General features: G+C 35.5%; 13 protein-coding genes and 1 tRNA gene. 6 read left to right on the top strand and 8 right to left on the bottom strand.

From position 1 onward, the window contains the following. The first annotated feature begins 55 nt into the window (after nucleotides 1-55). Nucleotides 56-1,042, top strand: coding sequence for an L-lactate dehydrogenase (locus tag TY49_RS13375; RefSeq protein WP_041966419.1), 987 nt, complete (start codon nucleotides 56-58; stop codon nucleotides 1,040-1,042). 454 nt (nucleotides 1,043-1,496) lie between these two features. Here TY49_RS13375 and TY49_RS13370 read toward each other — a convergent pair whose 3' ends face one another. The 4 genes from TY49_RS13370 to TY49_RS13355 all read right to left on the bottom strand — a co-directional run bounded on the left by TY49_RS13370 (nucleotide 1,497) and on the right by TY49_RS13355 (nucleotide 7,531). After that, nucleotides 1,497-3,191 carry a M3 family oligoendopeptidase gene (locus TY49_RS13370; RefSeq protein ID WP_041966418.1) on the bottom strand — a complete coding sequence of 565 codons (1,695 nt, stop codon included), beginning with the start codon at nucleotides 3,189-3,191 and terminating at the stop codon, nucleotides 1,497-1,499. 807 nt (nucleotides 3,192-3,998) lie between these two features. After that, nucleotides 3,999-4,694 (bottom strand): hypothetical protein, encoded by a 696-nt coding sequence (locus TY49_RS13365; RefSeq protein ID WP_052442188.1) that lies wholly within the window; start codon nucleotides 4,692-4,694, stop codon nucleotides 3,999-4,001. Between the two features lie 55 nt (nucleotides 4,695-4,749). After that, a complete protein-coding gene (locus tag TY49_RS13360; RefSeq protein WP_041966417.1) occupies nucleotides 4,750-5,313 on the bottom strand; it encodes a hypothetical protein in 564 nt (187 codons plus the stop codon). 73 nt (nucleotides 5,314-5,386) lie between these two features. Continuing rightward, the gene (locus TY49_RS13355; protein ID WP_041966416.1) at nucleotides 5,387-7,531 is read right to left on the bottom strand and encodes a KAP family P-loop NTPase fold protein; all 2,145 of its coding nucleotides are present in this window, start codon (nucleotides 7,529-7,531) and stop codon (nucleotides 5,387-5,389) included. Nucleotides 7,532-7,984: 453 nt separating this feature from the next. Here TY49_RS13355 and TY49_RS13350 point away from each other — a divergent pair, with 453 nt between their 5' ends. Together TY49_RS13350 and TY49_RS13345 are read left to right on the top strand one after the other, a co-directional pair. Next, the gene (locus TY49_RS13350) at nucleotides 7,985-8,473 is read left to right on the top strand and encodes a hypothetical protein (RefSeq protein WP_041966415.1); all 489 of its coding nucleotides are present in this window, start codon (nucleotides 7,985-7,987) and stop codon (nucleotides 8,471-8,473) included. After that, on the top strand, nucleotides 8,470-8,880 hold the full coding sequence (locus TY49_RS13345; RefSeq protein ID WP_041966414.1) for a hypothetical protein: 411 nt from the start codon (nucleotides 8,470-8,472) through the stop codon (nucleotides 8,878-8,880). The genes TY49_RS13350 and TY49_RS13345 overlap by 4 nt, the downstream gene beginning before the upstream one ends. Before the next feature lie 519 nt (nucleotides 8,881-9,399). Here the strand turns inward: TY49_RS13345 and TY49_RS24690 are convergent. Then, nucleotides 9,400-9,496: transfer RNA gene (locus TY49_RS24690), tRNA-Sec, on the bottom strand. A 139-nt stretch (nucleotides 9,497-9,635) separates the two neighbouring features. On the opposite strand from TY49_RS24690, the gene TY49_RS13340 reads away from it, so the two are divergent. Continuing rightward, the gene (locus TY49_RS13340) at nucleotides 9,636-10,067 is read left to right on the top strand and encodes a DUF2621 domain-containing protein (protein WP_041966413.1); all 432 of its coding nucleotides are present in this window, start codon (nucleotides 9,636-9,638) and stop codon (nucleotides 10,065-10,067) included. 30 nt (nucleotides 10,068-10,097) lie between these two features. Here the strand turns inward: TY49_RS13340 and TY49_RS13335 are convergent, their stop codons facing one another. Beyond that, nucleotides 10,098-10,622, bottom strand: coding sequence for a P-loop NTPase family protein (locus TY49_RS13335; RefSeq protein ID WP_041966412.1), 525 nt, complete (start codon nucleotides 10,620-10,622; stop codon nucleotides 10,098-10,100). An 18-nt stretch (nucleotides 10,623-10,640) separates the two neighbouring features. After that, nucleotides 10,641-10,817 (bottom strand): hypothetical protein, encoded by a 177-nt coding sequence (locus tag TY49_RS24685; protein WP_156972683.1) that lies wholly within the window; start codon nucleotides 10,815-10,817, stop codon nucleotides 10,641-10,643. 86 nt (nucleotides 10,818-10,903) lie between these two features. On the opposite strand from TY49_RS24685, the gene TY49_RS13330 reads away from it, so the two are divergent. Continuing rightward, nucleotides 10,904-11,194, top strand: coding sequence for a hypothetical protein (locus TY49_RS13330; protein WP_041966411.1), 291 nt, complete (start codon nucleotides 10,904-10,906; stop codon nucleotides 11,192-11,194). A gap of 27 nt (nucleotides 11,195-11,221) precedes the next feature. Here TY49_RS13330 and TY49_RS13325 read toward each other — a convergent pair whose 3' ends face one another. Beyond that, entirely contained in the window at nucleotides 11,222-11,443 is a 222-nt protein-coding gene (locus TY49_RS13325) for a hypothetical protein (protein ID WP_041966410.1), read from the bottom strand. A 136-nt stretch (nucleotides 11,444-11,579) separates the two neighbouring features. On the opposite strand from TY49_RS13325, the gene TY49_RS13320 reads away from it, so the two are divergent. Continuing rightward, entirely contained in the window at nucleotides 11,580-12,488 is a 909-nt protein-coding gene (locus tag TY49_RS13320; protein ID WP_041966409.1) for a nuclease-related domain-containing protein, read from the top strand. Nucleotides 12,489-12,595: the final 107 nt, after the last annotated feature.

Below are 12,595 nucleotides of genomic sequence, written 5' to 3'. Positions count from 1 at the left end.
AGTATTTTCTAAATTATGTTAAAGTATAGATATCAATTGATTAGGGGGGGAAACCATGAAAAGAAATAAGTTAGTGATTGTAGGAGTAGGCCATGTTGGTTCTTATGTTCTGGCAGATGCCATGAAATTAGGACTTTTTGCGGAAATAGCTGTCATTGACATAGATAAGGATGTTGCTTACGGCGAAGCTCTTGATCAAGAACATGCAACTGCTCTAACATATATGTCAAATACAACGGTACATGCTGGAGATTATTCCGAATGTGCTAATGCTGATGTGATTATCTGTGCTGCTGGTCCCAGTATGATAAAGAGTGATGAAGATGCTATGCCGGACAGGGCACAATTAGCTGTTGTCAATTCAGAGGTAATTCGTGAAGTTATGACTGGAATTACTAACTATACGAAAGATGCAATCATTATTCTAATAACAAATCCGTTAGATACCATGGTGTACATAGCAGAAAATGAATTCGACTATACGAAGGGTCGCATATTCGGAACCGGCACTATGCTTGATTCTGCACGTCTCCGTAAAATAATTGCTACTAATTATGATATCGATCCAAAAAGTGTAACAGGTTATATGATGGGCGAACACGGACACACAGCTTTCCCAGTATTAAGTCGCTTAAGTGTGCAAGGATTTGGTGAAAAAGAATTGGACCTAGTTTTTCAAGGAAAAGAACCTTTAAGTAGGGACGGTTTGAAAAAACAAGTTGTAAAGGCAGCCTTTGATGTTTTAAATGGGAAAGGGTGGACAAATGCAGGTGTAGCCCAAGCTGCTGTTACACTAGCAAAGGCGGTTATGCTGGATGAACGCAGTGTTTATCCGGTGTCCACATCATTACACGGACAATATGGATATGATGGAGATGTTGCATTAAGTATTCCATGTATTATCGGGAGGAATGGAGTAGAAAAACAATTAGAAATTACTCTCGACTCACAAGAACTTGAATGGCTACATCAATCAGCGGAATATATTAAAGAAACCATGAAAGTTGCAAAGACAGGCAGAAATCATAATTCTAAAATCTAGGGTGATTACAACTTACATTTTCCTTTTAGACGAACAGGATTTGTACTGTTCGTCTTTTTATTTAAATTCTTACGGCATAAATGTTAATCTCCACGACACTTCAGATAATCCAGTAGCCATTTAAAGAGTATCAAGTATTCCCTAGTTGTATGAGTTACTAAACCCTCAGACTGTTAAACATAAACCACTCAAAGCTTTAAGTGACCGTACTCGTTGTTACAACTCTTCAATGTTTTCTCACACTTTTACGCATACAAAAACCTCCAAATATAATAATTTGAAGGCTCTGAAAACACACAGTGTCGTTCAAAACGAATATAAAAACTGTGTAGGTTGTAGGTGAGAAGTAATGTAAATGATTGAAAATCTTAACTTGGCGGAACTGCGTGGGAATTGAACCCACTTGACCTGGCACGCAGGTCACAAGCGGTTTTAAAGTTTGCTAGCATCTGCATTAAAGAGCCTTATCATCAACTGTATTCAAATAAGCTTCAATCTCATCAATCACAGATTTCACACAACCATCTTCAAATGGAGATATTAAGTTTGCTTCTTTGACAAGCTCTGTGAATGATTGGCTTCCACCTTGCTTACATAGGTGCAGGTAATCTTTCCACGCATCCTCTGTATTTTCCTGCGTACGTTTCCAGAATTGCAACGCACAAATTTGAGCTAGTGTGTAATCAATATAATAGAATGGAACCTTGTAAATATGTCCCTGCTGTTGCCAGAAACCACCGTTTTCCAGGAAGTCATTTCCTTCATAATTGCGATGTGGCAGGTACTTCTTCTCGATTTCTCTCCAAGCTTGCTTGCGCTCAGTTGGAGTTGCTTCTGGGTTGGCATACACAAAATGCTGGAATTCATCGACTGCTACACCATAAGGAATGAACAAGACCGCTTCACTTAAATGAGAGAACTTGTACTTATCCGTATCTTCCTCGAAGAAAAGATTCATCCAAGGCCAAGCAAAGAATTCCATACTCATCGAGTGGATTTCACAAGCTTCTAGTGTAGGGAACCCGTACTCAGGTACTTCAAAAACACGACTTTCAAATACTTGAAACGCATGTCCTACTTCATGCTTTAATACACGAACATCGCCTTTTGTTCCATTAAAGTTTGCGAAAATGTATGGTGACTTATGTTTGCTAATATAGGTGCAGTATCCACCTCCAGCCTTACCTGCTTTACTTAATAGGTCCATTAGGTTGTTTTCTACCATATAAGTGTAGAACTCATTCGTTTCAGAAGACATTTCCTCGTACATTTTCTTCGCTTGATGTACAATCCACTCCGCATCTCCTTTAGGATCAGGATTTCCTGTCTTAAAGCTGAAGCTGTCATCGTAATATTTAAATGTATCGACACCAATACGTTCCTGCTGTCTTTGTTTTAGTTTCGTAGCTAAAGGAACGATGTACTCTTTCACTTGGTCACGGAACTTTGCTACCATTTCAGCATCATAATCAGTACGAGAAAGCCGAGCATAGGCTAACTCTGTAAAAGAAGAGAATCCTAGCTTCTTAGCAATATTAGTACGTACTTTTACAAGCTTGTCGTATAAATCATCTAATTGATCGGCATGCTCAACGAAAAAGTTGTACTTCGCTTCATTTGATTCCTTCCTAACGGTACGGTCAGGTGATTGCTGATAAGGAACTAACTGTGCAAGATTTTTTACTTCCCCATCAAACGGGATTTTAGCTGAAGCAAGTAAATCAACATACTCACTAACTAGTTTGTTTTCTTCCTGCATGTCTTTCAACACATCAGGAGAGAACGTCTTTAATTGACTGTCAGCTAATAAGAATAATTGTTTACCCCACTTTCCTTCTAACTGAGAGCGGAATGTAGAACCTGTAAGTGCCTCGTAATATTTTGTAATTAGACCCTTGTAGGCCGGTCCTACTTCATTGAAAAAATCCTTTTCTTTCTTATAATACTCATCCGTTGTATCAACCGTCTGACGAATTTGTACAATCTGCCTCATGCTTTCAAACTCAGAGCGTAACTCATTGATCTCTTTCATTACTCCGTCCTGAACCTCAAAGGACTCAGCAGATTGGAACCTCTCTAGTAATTGATTAAAGTTCCCCTCCACCTCTTCAATATTCGGTCTCGTATATGGATAATCGTTAAACTGCATGAAAGAATCCTCCTTATGTAATAAAAATTTCTTGTAAATTACCTATTTCGACAAAGTAAGACAATCTCCTTTTAATTCAATAAAAAAATTTCGTTATTCGAAATATAATTTCTGCCGTGTTTTTAAGTACTATCTAAAGCAGAAGCACAGAAGCACAGGGACGTACCTTATGCTCCTAAATAGAAAAAGGCACCTCATATTACCAAGTTACACTGGATCAACATTTCTATACACAAAAAAACCGCCCAGCATGCTGAGCGGTTACTAATTTATGTATGTTGGCGGGACTGCGTGGGAATCGAACCCACCTGACCTGGCACGCAGGTCACAAGCGGTTTTGAATTTTGCTAGCATTTGTTTTTCTGGTACCTTGATGTGTCTCTAAGTTTCGATAAATCAAGGTTTTTGCTTTCTCATGTTTCCAAATGATTCTAATTTTAAAAATATGAGCACCAAGCTTGGCACCACCTCCAACCAGAAAATATTTATATCCATTTCATGAATTGAGATTGCGGATTAGCATACCTCCTGTGATGACAGTTCGGGTTATAATATTCCCAACACACGTGTGTTGGGAATATTGACAAATCATTTTATGTAGTGGTGTTCACCTCGACAACAAAATACTATACTGCACTAAAGCGGAATTGAAGTTAATTGCTATCTAATACTTTCTTATGTTTTGTAAACATTGGGCACCAAGTATGACACCAATATTTCTATTATCATCACCGTAATAAGCCCCTTTGGGCAACATATGAGTCTGTACTCCCCTGTCACTGCCTATTAAATTGTCCATTGGATATACTATTTTGCTAAATTACCTGTAAAAACCCATCCTGTTACTTCTTCATTATTATAGTTAGTATATAGAACTAAAGACCAATTCTTTTTCTTATTTAAAATTATTACAGGTTTATTAGATGATATTAAATCAATAGAACCACTTTTTCTTTTATTAGAACGATACACAACAGTTGGTCTAGTTGTAACCCGGACAGCATTAAAGGTTTTATATTCATAATCTAACTTTTGTGATAAAGATTTCTTTAACTCTTTAACGCTATTTTTTGGGTTTTGTTGATCTATCTGTATCTCATTGAAAACTTGATTTTTAACTGAATCCTGTAATATAGGTAATATAACGATATTCCAAACTATAATAATACCGAATATATAATATAAAATATACAATGCTGGATGCTGTTGTTTTAGTTTAGTAGGAAAATTAATTATCTTTTCACACAAATTGTTAACCCAGTCATATATACTATCTCTATTATTTTCTTGATAAAGTTGATCAGTATCTTCTTGTTCGATAACATCATTGATATCATCAGAATAAATATTTCCTATAGAAATATCTATTGTAGAAAGACCTATTAAATTATCAATAAAATCATTTGGTATGTTAACTTCTCCAAGAGACCTATGTAATACACTGTTTAAATTCTCAGTTGACAGTGCTCCTAGATTTTTTAAGCTTTGATTGAGCTGTTTCATCGCTTTACCAGACGACATAGATAACAATGAAGAATTCAAAACACTGTTTAAATTCTCAGTTGGAAGAGACGTTAGATTTTTTTAAGCTTTGATTGAATTCTTTCATTGCTATACCAGTTGACATAGATAGCAATGAGGAATTTATTACACTGTTTAAATTCTCAGTTGGAAGAGACGTCAGATTTTTTAAGCTTTGATCGAATTGCTTCATTGCTATACCAGTTGACATAGATAGCAATGAGGAATTCAATAGACGGTTTAAATTCTTAGTTGGAAGAGCCGTTAGTTTTTTTAAGCTTTGATCGAATTGCTTCATTACTATACCAGTTGACATAGATAGCAATGAGGAATTTATTACACTGTTTAGATTCTCAGTTGGAAAAGCCGTTAGTTTTTTTAAACTTTGATCGAATTGCTTCATTGCTAAACCTGTTGACATAGATAGCAATGAGGATTCCATTACACGGTTTAGATTCTCAGTTGGAAGAGACGTTAGATTTTTTAAACTTTGATCGAATTGCATCATTGCTATACCAGTTGACATAGATAGCAATGAGGAATTTATTGCACTGTTTAGATTCTCAGTTGGCAGTAAAGCTTTATTCTCATTTTTTTTCATTTTTACACCTCAAGATATATTTTAAAATCAAGTAACTATTTCTATTGAATGATTAACAATATCAAATAATTTTTTAAATATTTTTTCTCTCTACCTCATTTATTACGAAATGATGTATCCATAAAAACTGTTTAACTAGCTTTTCTTTAAACGGAACATCAATAAAATCAGGGTAATCTTTCTCTATTGGTAATTCTCCATAAACTTTTTTTATTGCTGATACTAAAAATTCAGGGTCAATCACTTGTATAATAGATTCATACTCACTTCTTTCAAAATTAGACTTCTTTGGAATTCCATCTGACCCCCAAGTTGTACCTAAGTAACTCTCTAATAAATCCTGAGCGAAATTCGAATTTTCCTCTAATAGCTTTCTTAGAAATTCACTCTGTTGACTTGGCTCTCCAAACTTATTCCAAATATAGAATATTTGAGGGAATTTCATTGAAATATCTCCGTCAAATAGCAGACTTTTATCTTCAAATTCTTCTGATATCCGCCCAGCTAGCTCTTTACCTATGACCTCTATTTCCTGATCTGAGAAACCTTTTGGATTGGGATGTTTTTCTGTGTCTCTTCTTAGCCATCTAAAACATTCCACCGCAAAATTTAAAGGTTCACCTATTTTGCATATTTTTATTGCTAAATTAATTTGTTCTTCTTTTCCATCAATTGATTCTATACAGTCAGTAATTAACATTGCCCCTTGTACAAATGTATTAGCCGAAAGAAATGTGACAGGATTAGGGAACTTATGACCAAGCTTTGAAACAGCTATGGCTAAATTACCTGCTTGTTCTTTTGTTAAAGTTCTAACTTCGCTTCTAATTTTCAAAATGAGAATATCAACATTATCAGGGGTTATTTTAGTATCTAATTCCTTAGCAAGCTCTTCAGATTTCAGATCTTCTGTATACCTCATTAAATCTCTTATTACTTGGTCTGATATATCCCTTCTAGGGATTGAGTAGGTAAAATATCTTTGGAAGTACTGATTTGTACAAATCCGTTGATTTTTATTCCAAGATTTTTCCCAATCAGCTCCATAGTGAGTATTTCCAAATATATTGTTTAGCCTTGGGAAAAGAAACAATAACACCTTTTTAATTTCCTCTGCAATTTCCAAGGAGAATCCATTAAGTACTGTTTCAATTTTTTGCTTTCTTCTTTGTGCCTCTTCGTCGCTTTTTCTATATCCAAATAAAGGTTCATTGATGAATATTTCTTTATTATTTCTAATTAGTTCATATACCTCAGGCGAAAACACCCTAAGACCTTCTATAAGCATTAAATCAACTGGACTAACCTCTCCTTTAAGAATTGGTAAAGAGAAAGTAAGTATATTTGAATAAAGCATTGCTTGTCTGGGAGTTTTTAGCTGTTTTTCGATACTGGTAAAATTGTTTACAAATAATTGAACCTGTTCCTCAGTCAATTTAATCTCAGCCAATTCCAGGGCAGTATCTACTCCCCTTAAGCAAAAAGTTCGCAAATCGTTACTATCAATTGCTGGCAATTGTAGAGGCACTTGAATTATCTTCTCTAAAAATGCTTTTCCTGCATTTTGATTTCCTCCCCCATATCTTTCTTGAAGAGCTGATGACACCATTTCCTTATCAAAAGCTAAAACATACGCAGTATATTTAAAATCTGCTGTAAGCTTTACTAATCTAAAGACAGCGTGAATTTCGTTTTTTTCAAGTCTATCTATATCATCTATTAAGATAACAACACGCTTCTTTTCTTCTTCTAAAACTGCTTCAATTCTTCCCCTTAGTTTTTCTATATCTGCGTTTGTAAATAAAGAAGATACTCCTTCTGCCACATCCCCTTTACCGACGATGGTAGCTGCTGGCTTTACAAATTTGTTTATAAATACTCCTATCTTCTCACTTCCTGTTTCAATAGTTCGATCTATTGAAGCGGCCATTTCATTAAAGAAGTTTATTAGCATTTGCTCTTCCTCACCGTAACGCCACGGGTTAAATCGTATACACACAACATGTTCTTCTTTATTAAGTTCACCATCTATAAAATTAAAAACAGAAGTTTTCCCTTCTCCCCATGCACCATAAATTCCAATTACAATACTACTAGGGTCTTTCCTCTTAGATATTACGCTTGCAACCCGTTTGGCAAATGGGTATCTATTAAATTGATCTTGCGAGTGATTTAGTACCGGGGAATCGGAAGAATAAATTTCGTGTTCACAAGTCATTTCAAATCCTCTTTTCATTTAAAGTGTTTATAAGTAAAACACTTTTCAAATTAAAATTCAATTGATAATTCAGGAAAATCATACCATATTCGAAATGATTTTCGAAGACAAATCTATTTACTTCGCCAAACATAATCTCCTTCTATAGCTACAGCAAAGAGGAAAATATCTATTTCATGAAAGCAGATATTCTTACTATTAAAAGGAAGGAAGTACAGCGAAAGTATATTAATCGATATTCCCAATTCCTTCTTTACAATTTGCTTTATGCGGGAAGTAATCCGGTTTATTGATTATTAAATAAATAGCTTTTATACCTTGATTCAGCTGCGCAGCAGCCTTTTATCTTAACACTAAATTGTTAAAGTTATATTCTCCCTTTATTAATGTCTTCCGGTATATTTTAAAATAATTTATAATGGAATAAAAAGTTATTCAAATGGCGGTATTAATATGTTGGGATTTGAAGATATTATGGTTTTTTATTCAGTTGCCGGTTTTTACTTAACACTTCTTGGCACCATATTTGGCATAGCTAGTTTGATTTTTGCTATATACATAAGTAAGACAGCTAATAAAATTAAACAAAACCTAATGAAGGGACACATTCAAGAAAAGTATAAAAAAACTAAGAGTTCAATCCTTAAAAGTTTAAGTATATCCTACAAGATGGTTAAGGAAGAACGTGTAATAGATATCTGGAGTATTCAAGAGACTATTATTAGTTTAAGCTTATATAACGAGGCATTATCCAAAGATACAAAAGTCAAAATAAAAAAACTCAAGAAGACTTTAAAAAGATCATCTAGTAAAAGTTTTCTCTCTTTTATTGATTTTACAAACTATGATGAAGAAATTGGATTTTTAATCTATGAATTAGTTCAAAAGCTGGAAAGTGATTTTGATGAAAAAGAAAATTATTTAGAGGTGATGACAAAGTGAGTGTATACGAAAATTTAGACTTAAATGAATTCGTGGAAAAATTAGTAAATGCTACAAATACTGACAAAGTTAAATGGCAAAGAGTTCTAAAAGATAAGCAAATGAAACTGGTAGACCGTTCCACAAATTATACAACTATTAAAGACCCTTTTTACAGTAAAAACAAACAGGGTGAAGTTGTAGTGGTTGGGAAACTAGAAAAAAAAGTATATTATGAAGAAGATCAATATTATTATGATGACATTTACTTCCTAACTTTTACTGACTCTTTTTTTAATTATCCTACTACCTTTTCTGACCAGGCTGAGGTTAGTTTATCTTTTCAAATTGAGTTAGGAAAGTTACACAGGTTAATACAAATTAAAACAAATAAGATAAAAGAAAAAATTGATAATTGGTTCGATTAATGTAAATCATTGTGACAGATTTAAAATTCTGGCAGCTTTAATTATTGCAAAAAGAGATTGCAAACCTTTGGGTAAGCAACCTCTTTTTTTATATCCTAAACTCAGAGTACAACCCTACTTTTTCTGCACATGATTAATTAATTATACTCTCCGAATCATAAAAAGAGCCGGGATAAATTCATCGACTGCATTCGATTTGCCTTTAATAAGGTGCTCAAGGATATACTGGTAATATCTTTAACTTTAGCTTATAGGATTGCATGATAATAAGTGAGAAGGCATGCAATATTTATACCTTCGTAACCTTTCGAATTGGCCAATGTATATAACGAAGGTGAAAATATTTTAGCTGTAGAAAGAATTATATTAACAATTTAAAAGAGAGGAAAATAGATCTCATGGTATAAAGTGAAGAGTCGACATTTTTCAGCTACAATGGCACCACATAATAAAAAGAGACCGATTTCTATCGATCTCCTGCTCTATGTATGGTAGTAAAAAGCCTTGATTTCATTGGGTTGGCGGGACCGCCTGGGAATCGAACCCAGCTAACCTGGCACGCAGGTCACAAGCGGTTTTGAAGACCGTGGGGGACACCAGTACCCCATTCAGCCCCATTTTGAAGAACAATGTCTATTATACTTAGAAGATGGCTATTTTACAAGAGAGTTACTCAAATTGTCACAAGACTTGTCTTACCTTAAGGGCTGGTACTATAATAAGGAAAGATATTAGAAATGCGTGGGTGAAGGGTTATGTATCAGCTTGAAGGTTGGTTTTTGTGGTTTATGATGTTTTGGGTCGTTGTATTGGTTGGTTTGTTCGCGATCGGTGGATATTTTATGTTTCGCAAGTTTTTGAAAAAGCTGCCTAAGAACGACGGGAAATCAGATATGGACTGGGAAGAGTATTATGTGAATCAAACGCGGCATTTGTGGCCAGATGAGCAGAAGGCTTTGCTTGAGGATTTAGTTAGTCCAGTTCCTGAATTGTTCAGGGATGTGGCGAGACACAAGATTGCAGGCAAAATTGGTGAGATTGCGCTGAATGAAAAGGCAGACAAGATCACTCAGGAACTTGTCATCCGTGGCTATATCCTCGCCACACCAAAGCGTGACCATAAATTTTTACGAAAGCGGCTTGCTGAAAAGCAAATAAGCACCGCACCATATGAGAGCTTGTTCTAAAACTGCCTTGTGATAAGGCAGTTTTTTTCATTACTTGCCCACTGACTTCTTCCGCTTTTTAAAAAGCTTGAATACATCATCATTTTTAGTGAGAATAATGACCTTGTCTTTGTACGGCTTCATCAGCTTGATAGCTTCTACCAGATTGTTCCCATCATACTGATGGTTCCATTTTAGCAAGTCGGTCAGCGTCTTCACATTCTCTTTTCGTGGAGAAGAAACCAGTCTAACCTTTCTGAGGACGAACCTCTTTACAATTCTCCAGTCACGCACATAGACATTCGTCTTTAGAATGAAAATATAATCTGACTGGCGGAAACTCTCTTCCAGCCAGCTATGGTACACCCCTTCAATGATCCACTTTTCCTGACCTATCACCTTATTCAGCTTTTCCGCCCTTTTTACTGGAGGGGTTTGTGAACCGAAATACTCGGACTCATGATCCCAAAAAAAGTTGTCCAATTCATGCTTAGGCAGTCCAAGCATTTTTGAAAGTTTTCCTGCTATGTAAGATTTTCCGCTTCCGGGTCCGCCAATAATATGTATTCTCGTCACTGTCTTCCACCCTGTTAATTATTCTTTATCGAGATCATTGTCAAAAACTGAAGGAGGTTTTTCATCTTTAATCCCCATTTGCGCTTTTAATACGGCCAAATCTTTTATGATGATTCTTGTATTATACCAAGCCCCAATTGCCATAAGAAACGTAATAGCCAGGATGACGATTAACCAAATATTGATTACTACCAAATTGCTCACCTCTGAAGCAATTTTACCACATTCTAACAGGCATCCGAGATAAAAAAATGATAGAATTCCTTAGGGAGGTTATTTTTATGATTGAAGTTGTAATTTGGATTATCTTATATTTGTTGTTAATGATTATTTTTGTAAGGGCTATTTATAGTGTCATTAAGAAAAAACAAGTTCCGCTGGCCATGATTGCGATCCTCGTCATTATTTCGGTGCCTATGGTCAGTCTGATGAATAGTATCAACAGGCCTTTGGAGATGAGTGAATTCGAATTTCTAGCGAGGGAATTGAAGCAAGGCGCACTTTGGGCGATTTTCACCATTGCAGGGTATCTCTACCTACTTGTTTGGTTCATTCTTTCGTTAAAAAAATAACGAGTTTCAGATGCTGAAACTCGTTCCTCATTTCCTAAATCTTCTCCGTCTAAAATATTCGCCGTTCCGCATCGCCTTTGCTTCTAACACATTGCCGACTATCAATAAAACGACTCCTATTCCGATCAAACTAAACATTAGCGTTGGAGAAATGGTCGCAATATATCCCATACCCTTCATGAACATTGGAACAAGGAAAACGGCAATGCCCGCAGTTTTAAGTAAAATCGCATAAACCTTCAATGACATTTCTACTCCTCCTGACTGAATCAAGTGGTTTTATCATTGTATTCAAGCAGGCTCATCTAAATTCACAAAAGATTCAATATTTTCATTTCGGTAAAATAGTATGATTAAGTAGACTAAAATCGGAAGGAAGATGCTTGTGGCTTTTAAGGAACGAACGGAACCTATTATTTTGTCAAAGCTTAGAATCTTGAATAAAAGGCTTGAATTATCAGATGAGGAAAAAAGGTATTTTTCATACCTCGATAAGGGATATAAAGGCGAATTGCAATTCGATGCCATGACGGAAAAACTGACAAGCAGCTGTCTGATCCTGAACGATCTACTGCTCGAAGTAGAAAAAACAACCTTCCAAATCGATACTTTAATTATATTCGCCGGCACATTATATCTATTTGAAATAAAGACGAACCAGGGGGATTACCTATATAAACAAGAAGGTTTAACCTCAACAACTACTGGAGTAACAGTCAAGAATCCACTCGATCAACTCAACCGAACTAAGCTGCTGTTTAAGAAACTATTAAATCAACTAGGCTACAATTTTAAAATACAAGGTTCAGTCGTTTTTGTTAACCCCCAGTTTACCCTGTATCACGCAGATCCAGATCTCCCATTTATATTCCCCACCCAGATCAAACGACTCCTCGATAATCTCAATAACCAGCCAGGAGAAGTATCCAGCAACCATAAAAAACTTGCAACCAAACTAGTCTCCCTCCATCGGATTGACACCTCATTCGATAAACTGCCTAAGTATAATTATGATGAACTCAAGAAAGGCATCACTTGTAGTGAGTGTGAATCATATTCGTTAGAGGTTAATCATAAGTATTTAGTTTGTAGGGAATGTGGGAGCAAAGAATTAGTAGAAACAGCAGTAATGAGGACGGTGGAGGAGTTTAGATTGCTTTTTCCGGAACGAGCAATTACATCAACAGAGGTTCATGAATGGTGTGCAATAATTGATTCAAACAAACGTATTAGAAGGATCCTGAGTAAGCACTTAAAATCAACAGGTAGTAAACAATGGACAAAATATCACTAACTTCGATATAAAGCCCTGCTACCTTTCTTTCTTAACAATTATGCATTTCATCCTTCTATGACGGACATTTTTTAGCTTTCTCAGCCATTTCTGTCCGTCATGACCCT

This window comes from Mesobacillus selenatarsenatis SF-1 (genome assembly GCF_000813125.1).
Classification (GTDB): Bacteria; Bacillota; Bacilli; order Bacillales; family Cytobacillaceae; genus Mesobacillus; species Mesobacillus selenatarsenatis.
This window is presented reverse-complemented; position numbering and strand designations above follow the sequence as displayed.

Bases quoted from the DNA above. Each gene is read 5' to 3' on its own strand.
- TY49_RS13360 (WP_041966417.1), bottom strand. From the start codon at position 5,313: ATGAAAAAAAATGAGAATAAAGCTTTACTGCCAACTGAGAATCTAAAC.
- TY49_RS13365 (WP_052442188.1), bottom strand. From the start codon at position 4,694: ATGAAACAGCTCAATCAAAGCTTAAAAAATCTAGGAGCACTGTCAACT.
- TY49_RS13330 (WP_041966411.1), top strand. From the start codon at position 10,904: ATGATTGAAGTTGTAATTTGGATTATCTTATATTTGTTGTTAATGATT.
- TY49_RS13325 (WP_041966410.1), bottom strand. From the start codon at position 11,443: ATGTCATTGAAGGTTTATGCGATTTTACTTAAAACTGCGGGCATTGCC.
- TY49_RS13370 (WP_041966418.1), bottom strand. From the start codon at position 3,191: ATGCAGTTTAACGATTATCCATATACGAGACCGAATATTGAAGAGGTG.
- TY49_RS13355 (WP_041966416.1), bottom strand. From the start codon at position 7,531: ATGACTTGTGAACACGAAATTTATTCTTCCGATTCCCCGGTACTAAAT.
- TY49_RS13350 (WP_041966415.1), top strand. From the start codon at position 7,985: ATGTTGGGATTTGAAGATATTATGGTTTTTTATTCAGTTGCCGGTTTT.
- TY49_RS13375 (WP_041966419.1), top strand. From the start codon at position 56: ATGAAAAGAAATAAGTTAGTGATTGTAGGAGTAGGCCATGTTGGTTCT.
- TY49_RS13340 (WP_041966413.1), top strand. From the start codon at position 9,636: ATGTATCAGCTTGAAGGTTGGTTTTTGTGGTTTATGATGTTTTGGGTC.